The following is a 17,956-nucleotide window of genomic DNA, read 5'->3' as shown; positions in this document are numbered from 1 at the left end:
CTTAATTATTAGTAATCTCTTAACCACTTATCCATTAAATCTCGATTACGCTTTCTTAGTTTTCGTAATGCTCGTCTCTTTTCTCTCCTAAAGGCTCTATTGGATTCTGTTGCCGATGTTTCTACTGCCCTACTCTTTCTTCGTATAGCTTGATCTGTGCTTCTTTGGACTAACCTTCTCTGCTTATTTCTTATGATTGGAGTATCAAAATACCAATTCAATCCTACCGAAAAATTAAAGTATTGATCATCTAACTTTCCTTGTACCACTCCATCCAACTTATCACTCAGTGGTAAATTGTGAGTTACACTTGCCATTATTCCTACTTTATCCGTTAGTTGATATTCAAGCCCTCCTCCATATTGCAGCTTAAATGCTGTTTGATCAAATCCATCATTATTAACGACTCCTGCTCCTCCAAACATAAATGGAGTCAATTTCTCATAAGGCAATAAAGTCAATTCTGCATTGGCATTGAAGGCATTAAATCCTTCTGAAAAAAATTGCTCATTCCTTAATTCAAACTTATTTAAACTACCATTAACATTTACATATGGACTTATATACCATCGCATTCCTACAGTTGCTGAATATGAAAACTCCGCATCATTATAATCTCCACTAATTAAGGCTGTTCCTCCTTTTACAAATACGGACTTCTTTCCTCTACGTTCTTGAAAATACCTATCGTATAATCCTGTATTTTCTGCTTCATTTTTCTCGGCATTATAATTTGCTACCAAATTATTTATCTCTGCATTTGAAGCTTTTGGTTTCCATAACCTATCTTCTATTCCTTCTACTATTAACGCTTCTACCGCTTTTTCTATGGCTTCACTTACCGCTAATTGTCCTGGTTCGTTTTTGGTAAATCCTGTCTCGGCTTCTAATAACCTCTTAAACTTTACATACCTGAAAAAGTTTGCATCCAATGCTTGTGAAAATATCGTCTTGGAGACATAGACTGTCTTTAATATTTTTCCGCTTGACGTTGATACTGCTCTTAAATATACTGTGATACGATCTTGTCTATATTGTGTTGAACTTCCTATCCCAAAATATCTTGCTCCTAATCCTCCGGTAATGATATTTGAATCATATGAGATCACTCCTCCTTCTAATAATATTCCTGCATATAATAATGGTGGTAATTGCGGCTCATTAGGATTCTTAGTCTTACGATATTCTTTTCGTGTTGAGCGTATGATGTTTCTTTCGTTAAGTAAATTGCTCAAGTTTTCTCGCTCTATAGGTACAAACCATTTTGAATCTTCAAGTGCTTTAAGCAATATTGTCGTAGCTCCTTGTGTTACTGCAGTACTAAAGGTACTTCCATTATCTGTTGGTTTGTATTGTCCTGTTTGATCTCTGAATTTATACACTCCTACTACCACAGGTTCTACTGGTAAAGGTAACTCCTTTAATGTAGTTGTAACTGGTGTAATTTCACCCAATCGTGCATTTTCTTGGGCAATAGGTTGATTAAAATATGCTCCACAACTTATCAATGTACACATACAAATTAACCATAAGATTCCCTTAAACATTTTGCTCTGCATACTGTCTCTGTTAATTTGGTATTATTACTTGTGACTGATCTCCTGTACTGGTATCGAGTATATCGATTACCAAACCTTCTGACGAAGGAAAGATTTCTATAAATAAGGTTCCAAAAGTGTAGGTTCCTTCTGTGAGTCCATCTTCTCCAAACTGATCACTAAATAATGATCGAGATATCTGACTCAATAATTGATTATTTAGGTTTTCTGTAAATCGCTCCAAATCGGATCGTTCTTCACGTCCTGTGTTTGTTTCTTCTGTAAATTTATTTTGTGCTTCGGCTGAGCTTAACAACCATTGATAATTAAACGTATCTCCTCCAAATGCAGGATTCTTTGGTCTATATACTAAATCTTGTGCTTGTACACTTGTCATACAGCATAGCCCTATAATCACGGTAAAAATTATATTTTTCGTCATCATATCAATATTGTTTTATATGCTTTTCTTGTTTCTTTAAATCTTTAAAATATTTATACACTTTTCTTAAAGTAACATTTGCCATTTGCGTTAAATATTCTTGATCTGGTTTGCCTATAAATTCTTGAATTAAGACATCTTCTATTTTTACTTGAATAATCGTACTTCTCCCAAAGCTTAATGTTTCATAGACTCCTACTATTTTATTTCCATTGATATTACTAAAGGTATAGGCATTATAAAATGCTTCATAAAAATCTCTTCCTGGTTTTGTTTTGGTTTCTTCTATAACAATCCCCTTTAATTCTATCCCGTCATTTTGTTCTTCTTCTTGCTTTGGTTTTTCTTTTTTTTCGTTAATCGCGATACGGTCTTTTCCTATAATTTCATCTTCTTCATAAATCAAAAGGACAATCACGATCTTATCTTTTTCTTCTTTGTCTACAGTTGTTATTCCTAATTCTTTGGTTTCATTCGCTTCTAGAGTAAATCGTTCTTCTTGATTAGTTTTGGTCACTTCTCCTGTATTCTTTGCTGTTTGTACTATCAATAAAGAATATTTTAGACTTTTATATACTTCAGTTGTATTTGTTGCTGTACTTATTATCGTATAGCTATCATCTAACTGCTTGATTTTAAATTTGGCTACCACATCTTTATTCGTTATTTGTGCCACTCCTAATTGACAGCATAACATTATAAATATCATATGTGGTATTAATTTCATTTCAACATTTTTAAAAACTTCTTACTATAATTGTTTTATTATTACCCATCATAGTGAACTTTAGACTTTTTGTTAATTCATTAGTCCCAAATCGTTCAAAAGTCAAATTATCGCCTAATTGGTTTAGTTCTAATTGTGTTGTAATTTCTGGATTAAATGAAAAATCCGTGATGCTATTCTCATTTCCAATCTGTTTAATATCTTTTAATACAGTTTTTGAAATTTCATCAATTTCTATATTATTTAAAGTCCCTTCTTGATATACTTCAATTTGTGTATATGCTGCTTCAACTTGAGTATGGATATTATTTTTCACCCCTATTTGTTGTATAAAAACAGATGAATTTATTATTTGTGTTTGTTGCTGTAAAAGAGCATTTTCTTGTACTTGATTAAGTATTTTTAAATCTCTTCTAGCTACTCCAGCGTCATCTATTACAAATAGTTCCTGCGCACTTCCTAAGTTACAAATTATCAACACAATAAGTAAGAAATTCCATTTATTTTTTCTCTTGCTTTTCATCCTTACTTATATTTAAAATTAAAAAGGAGTACTAAATAGTGTACTCCTTTTCATTACTCCTATCGTATTCTAGTTACTTTGTGTTACAAATGATGTGTTTCCTAATCCACTTTGAATTACTGAACTCATATGTCCTGTACCAAATTGTCCAACTAAACTAAGGTTTCCTAATCCTGTCTGCATATCAGTTGCCACATTATCTACTCCTATTTGAAGCATTCCGCTTACATTATAAGCACCTCTTTGTGTAGTTGTAGCTGTATTATTGATTCCAAATTGTGCTTGTCCAGCAGCATTTGACTCTCCTAATATCAATCCTGATCCTTCTTGGCTAATGGTAGCTGTATTTCCTATTCCATATTGTAATTGTCCTGCTACATTATTTCCTCCAGCGGTTGAAGCATTTTGAATAGCACTTGCACTATTATTTCTCATTACTTGAACTTGATAAATCTCATTACTTTCTCCATGTTGTTCTGCATAAGCATCATTGCGTACTCCATCTTGATATTGCATTACTATCCCATTATTAGAAGCTGCTGCCATATCTCCTTGAACAGATCTTGCTCTATTTCTAAACCCATCTTGATCTTGTACTAAGCTATTACCATCTCCTTTTTGTAATCCACTAGCTCTATTTAATACTCCATCTTGACTTTGAGAAGCTATATTATCATCACCTATTTGACGCATACTTGCTCGGTTTCTATATCCATCTTGTTCTATATCACTAGAATTATCATCACCTCTTTGTCTTGAATGTGCCCAGTTACGATCTCCATCTTGGTCTATTGTACTTGAATTATCATCACCTCTTTGTGCTGATCTTGCCCAGTTACGGTCTCCAATTTGATCCTGATCTACATCATTATCTGATCCTTCTTGACTTGAGTATGCTCTGTTATAATCTCCTTCTTGATATTGATCTGCTTCATTGTCTCCTCCAGAAGTAGATAAGTTTTGTGTAGCTCTAGCATAGTTTCCATCTCCTAATTGTTCTTGATAAATAGTATTATCATTTTGCTCTTGCTCTGCATAAGCTGTATTATCATCTCCCTCCTGATCTTGTTGTACAAAACCACCTGTGCTTGAATCTGCTAATCCAGTTCCTTGATAAGAAGTTGCACTATTACTATTACCATTTTGTGTTTGAAGTAAGACATTATCGTCTCCCCATTGTTCACCATATGCGGTATTTCCTGGAGATTGATTAGGTCCACTACTTTGAAGTTGTCTTGAACTATTGTTATTCCCTATTTGAGTCACACTCGCCGAGTTGTTATCAAATCGCTGACGTTGAAATGCGCTATTATCATCTCCAATCTGAGTAATCGCAGCGCTATTATCTTCTGCATATCCTACTCCTTGATCTACTTCGGCTGAGTTTCTTGCTCCCCATTGGAACACATCTGCTAAGTTGTAATCTCCTGCTTGTTTAATCTTAGAATCATTATCTGTTCCTATTTGATTTACTGCAGATTGATTTCCAATACCACTACCTGGTCCATTTAAACCAAATTGATTAATGTCTGAATTATTTGATGTTCCTGCTTGTGATACTGTAGCTCCATTTGACGTTCCTGACTGATTTACAGTACTTGTATTCGCCTGAGCAACTAGAGCCACCGATACTAACATCGCTGCAATGCCTAATATTAACTTTTTCATCGTGTAATATATTTAAATTGGTTAAAAATCAACTTTATATAGGGTATACGATGACGACAGTAAATAGAAATGACTAATCTCTATATTATTATAAGGGGGTAGGGAATTAAATATTGGGATTTTTAAGGGTGAGGGGGTTAAATTGTTTTACTAATTCAACAGTCCTAAATTACAAAAATTAAAATTAACTTCAACATTGTCAACAAATTATTCGATGAAATACAAACAGAAAAACCACAATAAAATCTGCTCTTATTGTGGTTTTTCCGTAATTCAAAAGATTTTGTTAAAATTTAAAATTTCTTTTAAAAAAATCAATTTTGTAGGTTTTTTCTTTCGTTATCTAGTAAATAATAATTCTCTATATTTTGTTAATGGCCATAGTTCATCTTCAACCATTAACTCCATTTTATCGCAACTATAACGTATTTCGTCAAACAAAGGCTTCACTTTATAGCAATACTCATGAGCTTTTTGTTCGATATCTTCTAGTTTATTAGCCTTTTTACGTTCGTTAATCATCGTAGTAACTCCTACATTTACTTTATGAATATGTTTAGAAATAGCTTCTATTATTTCTAATTGTTCTCCTGCATATTTTTTGTAGTCATCTCCATAAAGATCTTTTAATCCTGTTACGTTATTGATTAAGATATTTTGATATCTAATCGCTGTAGGTATTACATGATTTCTAGCGATATCTCCTAGTACTCTTCCTTCTATCTGAATACGCATTACATATTCTTCTACTTCAATTTCATAGCGAGCTTTGGTTTCTATTTCACTCATTACTCCCATTTCATCAAATAACTTTATTGATTTGTCTGAAACTTTTGCTTTTAAAGCATCTGGAGTCGTTTTGTTATTACTTAATCCACGTTGAGCAGCTTCTTCTTCCCACTCTTGCCCATATCCATTTCCTTCAAAAAGAATATCTTTTGATTGCTTGATATACTCTCTTAGAACATTAAATATAGCTTCGTCTTTTTTAAGATCCTTTTCGTCTATTAATGTGTCAACTTCTTTCTTGAATTCTTGTAATTGTTTTGCAACTATAGTATTCAAAATCGTCATAGGATTTGCACAGTTTGCTGTAGATCCTACGGCTCTAAACTCAAATTTATTTCCTGTAAAGGCAAAAGGAGAAGTACGGTTACGATCTGTATTATCTAATAATATTTCAGGAATCTTACCTACTACATTTAATTTTAAGTCTGTTTTTTCTTGTGGTGATAACTTACCGTCTGTTACACCTTCTAATTCTTTTAATACGGCTGATAATTGATCTCCAATAAATACAGAAATAATAGCTGGTGGCGCTTCATTAGCTCCTAATCTGTGATCATTACTAGCCGATGCTATTCCAGCTCTCATCAATTCTTCATGTTCATAGATTGCTTTGATCGTATTGATAAAGAATGTTAAGAACTGTAGGTTACTCATAGGTGTTTTTCCTGGGCTTAATAGATTTACTCCAGTGTTTGTTCCTAATGACCAGTTATTATGTTTACCCGATCCATTTACTCCTGCAAATGGTTTCTCGTGTAATAATACTTTAAAATTATGTCTTGCTCCTACTTTATCCATCACATCCATTAATAAGGAATTGTGATCTACTGCCAAGTTTGTTTCTTCGTATATCGGAGCTAATTCAAACTGATTAGGTGCTACCTCGTTATGTCTTGTTTTAACAGGTATTCCTAAACGCATACACTCCATTTCTAGATCCATCATAAATGCTAGTGCTCTCACAGGTATACTACCAAAATAATGATCATCTAATTGTTGCCCTTTGGCTGGAGAATGTCCTAACAATGTTCTTCCTGTCATTACAAGATCAGGTCTTGATGCTGCTAATGCGCTATCAATCAAGAAATATTCTTGCTCCCATCCTAAAGATGCATTTACTTTTTTAACATTTTTATCAAAATACTTAGCTACTGCAGTTGCTGCTCCATCTACTGCTTGTAATGCTCTTAATAAAGGTGTTTTATAATCTAATGCTTCTCCTGTATACGATACAAATACTGTAGGAATACATAATGTTGTTCCATAAATAAATGCTGGCGATGTAGGATCCCATGCAGTATATCCTCTTGCTTCGAAAGTATTACGGATACCTCCATTGGGAAACGAAGAGGCATCTGGTTCTTGTTGTACTAATTGTCCTCCACCAAATTTCTCTATAGCTCTTCCATTACCTATTGTTTCAAAAAATGCATCGTGTTTTTCTGCTGTTGCACCTGTAAGTGGTTGAAACCAGTGTGTATAATGTGTTACTCCTTTAGATAAAGCCCAATCTTTCATTGCCGAAGAAATCTGATCTGCTACCTTACGATCTATTTTTGATCCATGATCAATAGCATCTATAACACTATTATAGGCATCTTTTGTCAAATATTGTAGCATTGTATTTTGATCAAATACATTTTCTCCAAAAATTGCAGAACGACGTTCTGATTCATCAATGTGAATTGGTTCTCTACTTAATGTTTCTTTTAAAGCTTGAAATCTTAGTGTTGACATGATTTAGTTTTTATGCAAATATATAAATATTCGCAATTAAAAAACATTAACCCCTGTTTTTAACAGGGGTGTGTTTATAAAAAAGCATAAAAACAAAAAATACACCCCACCATAAAAACACTAAAAACACAAATTCAAAACACCAATACAACAAAAAAGCAACCAATTGGTTGCTTTAATTTAATCTATATATCGTATTTTTTCTTTATTTTATAAAGACAAGTGCTACAAAAATACAGTAGGCTCCAAAAATGATAACTCCCTTAAGCCTTCCTATGACCATTTGCTTAGGAATAAATGCTAATGGTAATAAAACCAAGGCAAAACCTAACATCCATATAATATTTACATCCATTAAAGCTGGTTCATTAGCTTTAATTGGTTGAACTAAAGCTGTAAGTCCTAAAACTGAAGCTATATTAAAAATATTAGACCCAATTAGATTTCCTAACGAAATTGCTTTTTCTTGTTTTAGTGCTGCGATTACAGAGGCTGCTAATTCTGGTACACTTGTTCCTACTGCTATTAATGTTACTGCTATAACACCATCACTAATTCCTGCTGCTTTAGCAATAGCTTCGGCTCCTTTTACCAGTAACTCTGACCCAAAATATAAGGCTACTGCTCCTATCAATAACCATATGATTATTTTAAAACTAGATACTTTCGCTAAAGCATCGTCTACTTCTTCTACGACTGCGTCTGAATTTTTACGCGCTCTTTTTATTAAGAGTACTAAATACAGTACTAATGCAGCTAATAATATGCCTCCTTCTTCTCTACTTATTATTCCGTCATTATCCAAAATCACATATAGTCCAAAAGATAACAATACCATTACAGGCCAATTAAATTTATAAAAATCACGATCGATAGCTAATGGTCCTATGATTGCTGTTATCCCCAAAACCAAACCTATATTAGCAATATTAGATCCGATTACATTACCCAGAGACATATCTGATAATCCATCAAGTGCAGCTTGTAAACTCACTAATAACTCTGGTGCAGAGGTTGCAAAAGATACTACAGTAAGCCCTATTACCATCTTAGATAATTGTAATCTGAACGACAATCCTACAGAAGATCTTACTAAATATTCTCCTCCAACAACTAATAAAACAAATCCTATAATTACATATAGTATACTTATCATCATAATTTTATAAATTTTGTAGATGCGAAGATATAACAATGAAGTTTAGTTCGCCTAGTTCTTATTTAAAATAATTCGTTGTAATTTTCTAATCTTCATCTTTATTCACTCATTTTGAAATCTTTTTTTATTTATTATTTTTGCTCTCAAAATCAACATCTTGAAACATTCTTTTTATAAATCATTAGCCAAAATCAATAAAGCTATTTTACCAAGTTTTACTAAAAAACGTTTGGATCTTGCAAACGCTTCCAAAATACAATTAGCAATTTTTGCTTGGCGATTGTATGTAACTAAACGTGCTCTAGGCGAATAAGTAGTATTACATCCTATATTTCACCATCTCTTTTTAAGGGTTGTTTTATTTTTTAGAGCATTCTCTGCAACATCTTCTGTTTTCCAAAGTCATTAGAGTGTCAGTTATTAAAAAATAGATCATACTCATGAAAAAATATATTCTTATTGGAGTTGGTATTTTAGGAATGCTTTCTTTTTCGGCTTCTGCATCGACTACAACAACTCATTCAAACAGTGTAGCTACAGTTATTTCTGATAATGAAATCACAGCTGTAATTACCAAAAACACTTCAGAGAAAGAACTTGAAGATCTAAAGTCATTTTTTGAAGAAAATGGTATTAAATTAGAATTAAAGAACATCAAATTTAATACAGATAATGAAATTACAGGTATTCATATCATTATCGAACAAGGAAATAATAGAAGTCAATACTCATCTTCTTCTACTCAAGCTATACCCGATATTGAATTAGGAGTAAAAGACGGTGCTCTATTTGTAACTACAAAGAGTAATTCTATGTTTGCTTTCTCTAAAGGGAATATGAAGCATATTCCTAATATTGATAGTTTACTACAAAAGAATGGTTTTGTTTTTGAATTTGACCACGATTCTTTTAATGATCAAATGGTTAATATCAATAAGATTGTTGAAGAAGCTTTACAAAGTCAAAAAGGGCAAAACTTTATGAATCATTTCAATTCTTTTCAAAATCAATTTTCATCAAAAAATAAATATCACTTTGTAGATAATCCAGATATTGATAAGCTTATTATCATAGATGGCAAAGAAGCTGATTTTGAAACATTAGATAAACTTGCTAAAGCTGATGAACTCGATGTTGTAGATTTTCTTAAACCTAAAACTGCAATGAGTGTCTATGGCAAAAAAGCAAAAGATGGCGCTATTGTAGCGACTACAAAAAAGTAATTTTATTATAACGCAAAAAATATTTTCCACCACAACAAAATTAACTTATTAAAATACAAAGAATTAACCACAACTAAACAGAGAAAGCTAAAAAAAGTTATATTTTTTTAGCTTTTTTCTTTGTCATAACTCTAAAAGTACATATATTTGCAACCGCAAAAACAAACAAACGTTTTGCAAAACATATCGGCCTCGTAGCATAACTGAATAGTGCACTTGATTACGGCTCAAGAGGTTGCAGGTTTGAATCCTGCCGAGGTCACCAACAAAACTCCAGTACTTACTGGAGTTTTTTATTTTTATACACTTTTGCGTAAATTATCCATTTCACAAATCAAAAACAATTGTTGTATCTTTTTTTAAGTAAAGAGTGATTAGGGATAAGTTCGATTGAACCAAAATCATTAATCTATATTTATTATCCATAAACATAATTCACCTACAACTTTTGTGATTGATACTGTTAAATCTTAAGGAAGAATTAATACAAAACATTCCAAAAACAAAAAGTTTATTTCTTGATTTTAAAATTAATTCAAACTACAATATCAATTAATTTTATATATTTGAAACTAGTTACATAACCATAAACATATATTACAATGGATTTTGATAGTATCGGAGAAATGGCATTAGGTAGTAGGTTAAGAGATTTAAGTAATAGGATTACAGACGATGCCCAATTAATTTACAAACTTTATGATATAGAATTAAAACCTAAATGGTTTCCTGTTTTTTATTTTCTTTCAAATCAAAATGAAGGAAAGTCAATTACTTCAATAGCTAAGGGAATTGGACATTCTCATACTTCTGTAATAAAAATTGTCAGAGAAATGTCAAAATCAGATCTAGTAAAAGAGCAAAAAGATAAATCTGATGGAAGAATAAACAATATTATTTTAACTAAAAAAGGAATAGCTATATCAGAAAAAATAAAAGAACAATATACCGATGTTGAAAAAGCTATACAGGAGGCTTTAAAGCAAACAAGACATAATATTTGGTTAGCAATTCAAGAATTCGAGTATTTATTAAATGAAAAACCATTATTAAATAGAGTAAAGGAACAAAAAAAAATTAGGGAATCTCAAGAGGTAGAAATTATTGAGTACACCACAGAACATCATACTGCTTTTAAACAGCTAAACAAAGAGTGGATTGAACGTTATTTCAAAATGGAGGATGCCGATAGAAAAGCATTAGATAATCCTGAAGATTACATCATAAATAAAGGTGGTGCAATTCTAGTAGCCATAGAAAACGGTACTATCTTAGGGGTTTGTGCTCTTATTAAAATGCAAGATAAAAAGTATGATTATGAACTTGCAAAAATGGCAGTTTCTCCTCTAGCACAAGGGAAAGGTGTTGGATATTTATTAGGCAAAGCAATAATAGAAAAAGCTAAATCTCTACATGCTTCACATATTTATCTTGAGAGTAACACTATACTAAAACCTGCTATATCACTTTACAAAAAACTTGGGTTTCAAAAAATAGTTGGGCATTATACACCTTATCAGCGATGTAATATTCAAATGGAACTTAGATTATAATGAAACATGACCTACAAAAATAAAATAGCAATGGTCATAAAAGATGACTTAATGGATTGGAAAAATTAAATGTAGATTCATTCTTAGCTAGTTCTGTAGCAATACAATTTTCAGAAATTCATTTGACTTACACAATCGCCTTTACCTCTATTTTATAAATAAATATGACATATACTCAGCTAACATTAAAGCTATGTACAAAATGAAAAGTACATTGTATCCTAAAAAAAGTAATTTGTATCATTTCAAGCAAAAAATGAAAATTATTTTTGTTTTTTAATAGCTAATAATGGAACGTGTAAAAACCATATCAGAATTCAACACCTATTTTGGTAAAAAACCACCTAAATATAATAACATAGATGTTGGAATTTATGACGAAATTGAAAATCAACTACTTAAATCACCTCCTATATATCTTGATTTTTATCGTATTTCATTAAAGTTTGATTTTGTTGATCCTTTGGCATTTGGTGTAAATAACAATCAAATTGGAAAATGGCAAATGTTCTTTTCTTCTCCTGGAACTAAGCTTGAATGGGACTTAAAAGAAAATGCCTCTGGATTTTATATTCAAATATGTCCTTCATTAATTAACACTAATCCGTTTTTGAATCATAGTTTTTTGAATTATGGCGGGCACGAAGCACTTTTCTTAACTAAAGCTGAAGAATTTCAACTTATAAACCTATTTCAGGATACTGTAAAAGAATACAATAACAATATTGAATCTTTAACTGTTTTATTAGCCTATTGTAATTTAATTTTCAGTTATATCGAGCGGTTTTATACCCGTCAATTCAACTCACAACAAGATAAATATCACAGATTAGTTGATGATTTTTTTAATGAACTTGAAAATTATTATACTCCTAATTCAGAAATAAAAAGACTTGCTACCGTTGGTTATTTTGCTGATAAATTAAATACTTCAACTAATTATTTGAGTGATATCATTAAGAGCAATACAAATCAAACTGCCAAAGAACATATTGATAATAAAATCATCAAAATTTCAAAAATCCTATTACTCCAAACAAAAATGTCAATTTCTGAAATAGCCTATCGTTTAGGTTTTGACTACCCTAATTACTTTGCTCGCTTTTTTAAAAAAGGAACAAACATTTCTCCTTCACAATTCCGTAGTAACAAATAACCTTTAGTCTACAGTACATTGTATCTGTTTTTCAGTAAAATGTCTATAATACTCACCTGTGCTAGTTAATAATTTTGTGACATTATTAATTAAACCAAAAGTCATGAACGTATTAATTATCAATGCACATCAATATTACCCATTTTCTGAAGGAAAACTAAATGTAAGTTTTACCGAAAAAGCAAAGTCTTTTTTTCTACAAAAAGGCTATGACATAAAAATCACCACTATGCAAGAAGAACATGATGTAAATGAAGAACTGAACAAGCACATATGGGCAGATTTTATTTTAATTCAAGCTCCAGTAAATTGGATGGGAATGCCATGGAGTTTTAAAAAATATATAGATATCATATACAGTTCTGGAACAAACGGAATCTTATGTCAAAACGATGGTCGTTCTGAAAGTAATCCAGAAAAGAATTATGGAACTGGAGGACAATTAAATGGTACTAAATATATGCTTTCTGTTACTTTTAATGCGCCAAAAGAAGCATTTAATAATCCAGAAGAATACTTATTTCAAGGAAAATCTGTAGACGATTTATTCTTTCCTATGCATATGAATATGCGATTTTTTGCAGCAGAAGCATTACCAACATTTGCCGCCTATGATGTTATGAAAAACCCAACAATTGAAGATGACTTTAAACGCTTTGATACACATTTACAACACCTATTTACTTAATAACATATATAATCAGTAAACAAAAAAAGAATTATGAGAATACTTAAATATCTAGCTTTTTCGGCATTAAGTCTAGCAATCTTTTCTTGTAATAACAAGGAGATAAGGTCAAACAATGATGTTTTAACCAAAACACAAAAAGACATAAAAATACTTTTAGAGATATCAGACTTAAAAGAAAAAATAGTTGATTATACCTTTGCCTGGGATGAAAATCGCCCTGAGGAATTTAAGAACTTCTATACCGAAGATATTTCTTTTCAGGTTTATAAGCCATTAAACAAAGAATTGCTTTATCGTGTAGACGGTTTACAAGCTAATATGGATAGTAGAACTCAACTGAATAGAGGTTTAGAAAATGGCGCTATTAGGCACGTTTTAAGTAAAATTTCAGTCCAAGAGCTGACAGAGTCCATTGCAAAAACAAAAGTAAGCTATACTTTTTCATTATTCGGAGATGTTAATCAAGAAGCTCTTCCTCTAATAATTAGTGGGACGTTTAACGATACTTGGATTAAAACCGAAGATAGAGGTTGGCTAGTTAAAGAACGTATTATTATGTATGATAACCTTCCATCAATGATTGCTAATATATTTCAATAATAAATATCGTTTAAATATCATTCAATATCCCATTATATATTCTTTAAAAGATACTGTATAATGGGATTCTTATATTCAGAAATATTAAATCGTTATAATTTTCCTTTTATATACTATTAGTTGTAAAATAATTAAAGGTAAAGAATATCGAGGCCTCTATCATTTTGCTTTTGAATTTGAAAACGGAAAAATTAAAACAGCAAGAGAATATTTAGAGACAATACATGCACAACAAATACTAATTGATAACATGAAATAACAAAATAAAACGGATTTTACTACTAAACTTGTGAAATCTGCTTTATTTACAATAAAAAAGGTACATTTATATTAAAAGCATCCCTCTTAATATGTTTAAAAGTGAATTACCTAATACCATAATCAAAGAACTCTCTACAATAGGAATTGAAAGAACATTAAAAAGTCATCATTCTTTGATTCAATTAGGAGAAAAAGTAAACGAACTATTTCTTGTACTCGATGGTGGTTTAGTACTGCTTCATGTTCATCCTAAAACTATGGTAGAACGAGCTATTAATTTTTTCACTCCTAACTTTCATCCTATTGCCAGTATTGCTGAAGCTTTCTATCTCAATGAGCCGTCAAAATATCATTTAAAAACATTTACAAATACTACTGTAATTCATATCAAAAAAGAAGATTTTAATCATTTTTTACAAACCTCAAAACATGCTGCTTTTATTCAAGATTATGGAATAAAAACCTTGCTCGAGAAAAATGCCATGCGCGCACAGCTTATAAGTTTAGATTCTCTTGAAATGTTTCAATATTTACATCTTCATTACCCTCAAATCTTACAACATATTCCTTCAAAATATATCGCCAACTTTTTAGGAATATCGCCTCAATGGTTAAGCAGATTAAAACATAAATTATAGTACTCATTTCTGAAATTAGTTTCAGATTTAAATACAGGAAAAGAAAGAGTTTTGCAGTTCATCCTTATTAGTGTTTATTTATGAACTGGAATACACAACATATACCTGATCAAACAGGAAAAGTAGTCATTATCACAGGCGGTAATAGAGGTTTAGGTTTTGAAATCAGTTTACAATTAGCAAAGAAAAATGCTATACTTATCATTGCTTGCCGTTCTGCCCAAAAAGGAAAGGAAGCTGTAGAAAAAATCAAACAACAATTACATAACAACATTGATGTTGTTACAATTCCTCTAGATTTAACGGATTTAAAATCTATACATAACTTTGCTTCAATTTTTAATCAAACCTATTCAAGATTAGATATATTAATCAATAATGCTGCTGTTGTAAATCTAAAAAATAGAACAATAACCCCAACTGGTTTAGAAATGCATATGGCTACTAATCACTATGGCCATTTTGCTTTAACAGGATTACTTTATCCAGTTTTAAAAAACACACCCGATGCTAGAGTAGTAACCATGAGTAGTGGTGGTCATAAATTTGGTGATCTCAATTTTGATGATTTAAATTGGGAAAGACGTCCTTACCATAGAACCAAGTCTTATGGGGATAGCAAATTAGCCAATTTATTTTTTGCTCGTAGTTTACAACACAAGTTTGATAGTGATGGTATTTCTGCAATTTCTGTTGCTGCACATCCTGGTCTTACAGCTACAGAACGCCAGCAGACAAAAGGTATAGGTGGATGGCTCTCCAAAAAAATGGCTCAACCTGTATGGAAAGGTGCTTTACCAGCTTTAAGAGCTGCTACCGATCCTCATGTACAACCATTGGATTATTATGGGCCCAGGTATGGCATTAGCGGTTATCCTTCATTTGCAAAAATGGACAAAAAAACATTGGATAAAGACACTGCTAAACACCTTTGGAACATATCTGAACAAGTAACTGGTATTTATTTTTGATTATGAGGTTTACTGCTATTATTCTAGGGGCAACTGGACTAACTGGAAGTCATCTAGTACGCTATTTAATTGAAGATACTAACTGCAAAGAATTAAAATTAATTACGCGTAGAAAAACTAATTTTAATCACCCCAAAATAACAGAATGTATTATTGATTTTAATAACACTCATCATTACTTAAGGTATATTAAAGGAGATGTTCTTTTCTCATCTCTAGGTACTACTTTAAAACAAGCAGGAAGTAAACAGCAACAACGATTAGTTGATTATATGTATCAATATCAAGCAGCTAAATGTGGGGTTCAAAACGGCGTTACGCATTATGTTTTAGTTTCTTCTCCTTGGGCAAAAATAAATACTGTTAATTATTATCGAAAAATGAAAGCTGAATTAGAAGAACAAATTAAATTACTCCCATTTAAAACAATAACATTTATTAAGCCTAATGGATTATTAGGTCAAAGAACTCAAAAACGATTAGGCGAAAAACTAGCGCTACCTCTATTTTTATTGCTTTCAAAACTATTCCCTTCACTACAAAAACATCAACCTATAAAAGCTAAACTGGTAGCCAAAGCAATGCTGAATAGTTTTTATAAAAAAAATCAAACTCCAATAGTATCTTATTCTCGAAACGAGGTACTAACACTTTCTAATTGGGACAATAAATTATCAACTACAGATGCTTAGATTCTTTCTTTTTTGCCTTGCTATTGCCATAATAGATTTTTATGGTTTTCAACTTATAAAGTCTTTTTCTCATCATATCTGGATTAAAATAAGTTATATATTCTCTAGTGTATTAATACTAGGAGGAATTCTTTATATTTATACTATTGGTAGATCTTCATTATCTATTCAAACATCTAATATCATTACAGGTATTTTTCTTATCGTTTATATTTCTAAATTGGTCATAGCTTTATTATTTCTAGGCGAGGATCTGTTTAGGTTTATAAAGGCTTTTTATACATATTTAAGCACTTCTAACTCGACTAAAGAAACACTTTACATCCCTTCTAGAAGAATTTTTGTAAAGCAATTGGCATTAGGACTGGCTGCAATTCCTTTTACGTCACTCTTATATGGCATCATTAAAGGAAAATATAACTTTAAAGTATTAAAATACACCTTGTATTTTGAAGATTTACCTGAAGCTTTCAATGGCTATCAACTTACTCAAATCAGTGATTTACACAGTGGTAGTTTTGACAATAAAGAAAAGATAACTTATGCTGTTGACTTAATAAATAAACAGCAATCTGATGTTATACTATTTACTGGTGACATGGTAAATCTTACTGCTACAGAAATGGAACCTTGGAAAGCTGTATTTACTAAACTTCATGCCAAAGATGGTATGTATTCTATTCTAGGGAATCATGATTATGGTGATTATGTACAATGGGAAAATGCTATGCAAAAAGAACAAAATCTCGAAGCTTTAAAAGCTATTCAAAAAGAGATTGGTTTTGATCTTTTGCTTAATGAGAATCGTTTTATCACTAAAAATAACGATCGTATTGCTATTATTGGTGTTGAAAACTGGGGAAAAGGATTTAAACAAAAAGGCGATTTAAATCTCGCTTCTGCTGGAATATCTTCTAGTGATTTTAAAATAGTATTGAGTCACGATCCTACCCATTGGGAAGAAAAAATAGTAAAACATAAAACTCATTATCATTTAACGCTGAGTGGCCATACTCATGGTATGCAAATGGGTATAGAAATACCTGGATGGTTTAAGTGGAGTCCCATCAAATGGCGCTACAAATATTGGGCTGGTATCTATAAAGAAAATAATAGATTCTTAAATGTAAATAGAGGTTTTGGTTTTTTAGCTTATCCAGGTAGAATTGGTATTTGGCCAGAAATAACAGTAATCAATCTTAAAAAAGGAATTAAACCTATTTGATCACTAGCCTGCTATATTATAACATTAATGTTCAACGATTAAAAAAATCCTAATTTGTATTTGAAAGTTTTTATCTGACATACCCTTTTTTATTCAATTCCCACTTTAGTCATTTCACTTTCTTTTTGTGTCGCTTCACTTTCTTTTCCTTAATTACAGAAAAGTTAGACGATACTTTTGAACTGTGTAATTAAATCAATTGCTATTATCAGTTACTATAATCCCTCTATGATTTTATTTTATTGCTTGCGATATTCATAAATAGAATAACTCATTAAGATATCGATTACATTTAACTACAATTTTGATAATAGTTTGTTGACATTTTAAGTACACTGTTGAACAATTAGGTTTTAAAAGAGG

Annotated in this window: 17 protein-coding genes and 1 tRNA gene; 11 read left to right on the top strand and 7 right to left on the bottom strand. The window is 31.3% G+C overall.

The annotated features are described in order from the left end of the window. Positions 1-8 precede the first annotated feature (8 nt). The 7 genes from ACYEKI_RS10500 to ACYEKI_RS10470 form a co-directional block, all read right to left on the bottom strand. Positions 9-1,559 carry a CsgG/HfaB family protein gene (locus ACYEKI_RS10500; protein ID WP_459211144.1) on the bottom strand — a complete coding sequence of 517 codons (1,551 nt, stop codon included), beginning with the start codon at positions 1,557-1,559 and terminating at the stop codon, positions 9-11. A 10-nt stretch (positions 1,560-1,569) separates the two neighbouring features. Then, on the bottom strand, positions 1,570-1,983 hold the full coding sequence (locus ACYEKI_RS10495) for a curli production assembly/transport component CsgF (RefSeq protein ID WP_459211143.1): 414 nt from the start codon (positions 1,981-1,983) through the stop codon (positions 1,570-1,572). 1 nt (position 1,984) lies between these two features. Further along, complete coding sequence (locus tag ACYEKI_RS10490; protein WP_459211142.1) at positions 1,985-2,707, bottom strand: CsgE family curli-type amyloid fiber assembly protein; 723 nt, start codon at positions 2,705-2,707, stop codon at positions 1,985-1,987. Between the two features lie 10 nt (positions 2,708-2,717). Then, positions 2,718-3,230, bottom strand: a complete 513-nt coding sequence (locus ACYEKI_RS10485; RefSeq protein ID WP_459211141.1) for a hypothetical protein — start codon at positions 3,228-3,230, stop codon at positions 2,718-2,720. Positions 3,231-3,299: 69 nt separating this feature from the next. Continuing rightward, the gene (locus tag ACYEKI_RS10480) at positions 3,300-4,898 is read right to left on the bottom strand and encodes a hypothetical protein (protein WP_459211140.1); all 1,599 of its coding nucleotides are present in this window, start codon (positions 4,896-4,898) and stop codon (positions 3,300-3,302) included. 339 nt (positions 4,899-5,237) lie between these two features. Further along, positions 5,238-7,424 (bottom strand): glutamine synthetase III family protein, encoded by a 2,187-nt coding sequence (locus tag ACYEKI_RS10475; protein WP_459211139.1) that lies wholly within the window; start codon positions 7,422-7,424, stop codon positions 5,238-5,240. Positions 7,425-7,629: 205 nt separating this feature from the next. Then, positions 7,630-8,577 carry a calcium/sodium antiporter gene (locus ACYEKI_RS10470; protein ID WP_459211227.1) on the bottom strand — a complete coding sequence of 316 codons (948 nt, stop codon included), beginning with the start codon at positions 8,575-8,577 and terminating at the stop codon, positions 7,630-7,632. A 163-nt stretch (positions 8,578-8,740) separates the two neighbouring features. On the opposite strand from ACYEKI_RS10470, the gene ACYEKI_RS10465 reads away from it, so the two are divergent. The 11 genes from ACYEKI_RS10465 (at position 8,741) to ACYEKI_RS10415 (ending at position 17,593) form a co-directional block, all read left to right on the top strand. Next, on the top strand, positions 8,741-8,896 hold the full coding sequence (locus ACYEKI_RS10465; protein ID WP_459211138.1) for an SsrA-binding protein: 156 nt from the start codon (positions 8,741-8,743) through the stop codon (positions 8,894-8,896). A 127-nt stretch (positions 8,897-9,023) separates the two neighbouring features. Further along, on the top strand, positions 9,024-9,806 hold the full coding sequence (locus ACYEKI_RS10460) for a hypothetical protein (RefSeq protein ID WP_459211137.1): 783 nt from the start codon (positions 9,024-9,026) through the stop codon (positions 9,804-9,806). A 188-nt stretch (positions 9,807-9,994) separates the two neighbouring features. Further along, positions 9,995-10,071: transfer RNA gene (locus ACYEKI_RS10455), tRNA-Arg, on the top strand. 337 nt (positions 10,072-10,408) lie between these two features. Continuing rightward, on the top strand, positions 10,409-11,359 hold the full coding sequence (locus ACYEKI_RS10450; RefSeq protein WP_459211136.1) for a bifunctional helix-turn-helix transcriptional regulator/GNAT family N-acetyltransferase: 951 nt from the start codon (positions 10,409-10,411) through the stop codon (positions 11,357-11,359). A gap of 289 nt (positions 11,360-11,648) precedes the next feature. Next, positions 11,649-12,515, top strand: a complete 867-nt coding sequence (locus tag ACYEKI_RS10445) for a helix-turn-helix domain-containing protein (RefSeq protein ID WP_459211135.1) — start codon at positions 11,649-11,651, stop codon at positions 12,513-12,515. A gap of 103 nt (positions 12,516-12,618) precedes the next feature. After that, positions 12,619-13,203, top strand: a complete 585-nt coding sequence (locus ACYEKI_RS10440) for an NAD(P)H-dependent oxidoreductase (protein ID WP_459211134.1) — start codon at positions 12,619-12,621, stop codon at positions 13,201-13,203. Positions 13,204-13,236: 33 nt separating this feature from the next. Beyond that, entirely contained in the window at positions 13,237-13,806 is a 570-nt protein-coding gene (locus ACYEKI_RS10435) for a nuclear transport factor 2 family protein (protein ID WP_459211133.1), read from the top strand. Between the two features lie 350 nt (positions 13,807-14,156). Then, positions 14,157-14,705: a cyclic nucleotide-binding domain-containing protein gene (locus ACYEKI_RS10430; RefSeq protein WP_459211132.1), complete on the top strand. Its 549-nt coding sequence runs from the start codon at positions 14,157-14,159 to the stop codon at positions 14,703-14,705. An 80-nt stretch (positions 14,706-14,785) separates the two neighbouring features. Beyond that, the gene (locus ACYEKI_RS10425) at positions 14,786-15,676 is read left to right on the top strand and encodes an oxidoreductase (protein ID WP_459211131.1); all 891 of its coding nucleotides are present in this window, start codon (positions 14,786-14,788) and stop codon (positions 15,674-15,676) included. Between the two features lie 2 nt (positions 15,677-15,678). Continuing rightward, entirely contained in the window at positions 15,679-16,368 is a 690-nt protein-coding gene (locus tag ACYEKI_RS10420; protein ID WP_459211130.1) for an NAD(P)H-binding protein, read from the top strand. Then, positions 16,361-17,593, top strand: a complete 1,233-nt coding sequence (locus tag ACYEKI_RS10415) for a metallophosphoesterase (protein ID WP_459211129.1) — start codon at positions 16,361-16,363, stop codon at positions 17,591-17,593. The genes ACYEKI_RS10420 and ACYEKI_RS10415 overlap by 8 nt, the downstream gene beginning before the upstream one ends. Positions 17,594-17,956: the final 363 nt, after the last annotated feature.

Origin of the sequence: Aquimarina rhabdastrellae (assembly GCA_947387485.1) — a bacterium.
Taxonomy (GTDB): Bacteria; Bacteroidota; Bacteroidia; order Flavobacteriales; family Flavobacteriaceae; genus Aquimarina.
The sequence above is the reverse complement of the archived record's forward strand: the minus strand, read 5'-3'. Positions and strand labels throughout refer to the sequence as shown.

What these genes read in the sequence shown, in the direction of transcription:
- ACYEKI_RS10500 (WP_459211144.1), bottom strand. Translation starts at nt 1,559, where the DNA reads ATGCAGAGCAAAATGTTTAAGGGAATCTTATGGTTAATTTGTATGTGT.
- ACYEKI_RS10495 (WP_459211143.1), bottom strand. Translation starts at nt 1,983, where the DNA reads ATGATGACGAAAAATATAATTTTTACCGTGATTATAGGGCTATGCTGT.
- ACYEKI_RS10490 (WP_459211142.1), bottom strand. Translation starts at nt 2,707, where the DNA reads ATGAAATTAATACCACATATGATATTTATAATGTTATGCTGTCAATTA.
- ACYEKI_RS10485 (WP_459211141.1), bottom strand. Translation starts at nt 3,230, where the DNA reads ATGAAAAGCAAGAGAAAAAATAAATGGAATTTCTTACTTATTGTGTTG.
- ACYEKI_RS10480 (WP_459211140.1), bottom strand. Translation starts at nt 4,898, where the DNA reads ATGAAAAAGTTAATATTAGGCATTGCAGCGATGTTAGTATCGGTGGCT.
- ACYEKI_RS10475 (WP_459211139.1), bottom strand. Translation starts at nt 7,424, where the DNA reads ATGTCAACACTAAGATTTCAAGCTTTAAAAGAAACATTAAGTAGAGAA.
- ACYEKI_RS10460 (WP_459211137.1), top strand. Translation starts at nt 9,024, where the DNA reads ATGAAAAAATATATTCTTATTGGAGTTGGTATTTTAGGAATGCTTTCT.
- ACYEKI_RS10450 (WP_459211136.1), top strand. Translation starts at nt 10,409, where the DNA reads ATGGATTTTGATAGTATCGGAGAAATGGCATTAGGTAGTAGGTTAAGA.
- ACYEKI_RS10445 (WP_459211135.1), top strand. Translation starts at nt 11,649, where the DNA reads ATGGAACGTGTAAAAACCATATCAGAATTCAACACCTATTTTGGTAAA.
- ACYEKI_RS10440 (WP_459211134.1), top strand. Translation starts at nt 12,619, where the DNA reads ATGAACGTATTAATTATCAATGCACATCAATATTACCCATTTTCTGAA.
- ACYEKI_RS10435 (WP_459211133.1), top strand. Translation starts at nt 13,237, where the DNA reads ATGAGAATACTTAAATATCTAGCTTTTTCGGCATTAAGTCTAGCAATC.
- ACYEKI_RS10430 (WP_459211132.1), top strand. Translation starts at nt 14,157, where the DNA reads ATGTTTAAAAGTGAATTACCTAATACCATAATCAAAGAACTCTCTACA.
- ACYEKI_RS10425 (WP_459211131.1), top strand. Translation starts at nt 14,786, where the DNA reads ATGAACTGGAATACACAACATATACCTGATCAAACAGGAAAAGTAGTC.
- ACYEKI_RS10420 (WP_459211130.1), top strand. Translation starts at nt 15,679, where the DNA reads ATGAGGTTTACTGCTATTATTCTAGGGGCAACTGGACTAACTGGAAGT.
- ACYEKI_RS10415 (WP_459211129.1), top strand. Translation starts at nt 16,361, where the DNA reads ATGCTTAGATTCTTTCTTTTTTGCCTTGCTATTGCCATAATAGATTTT.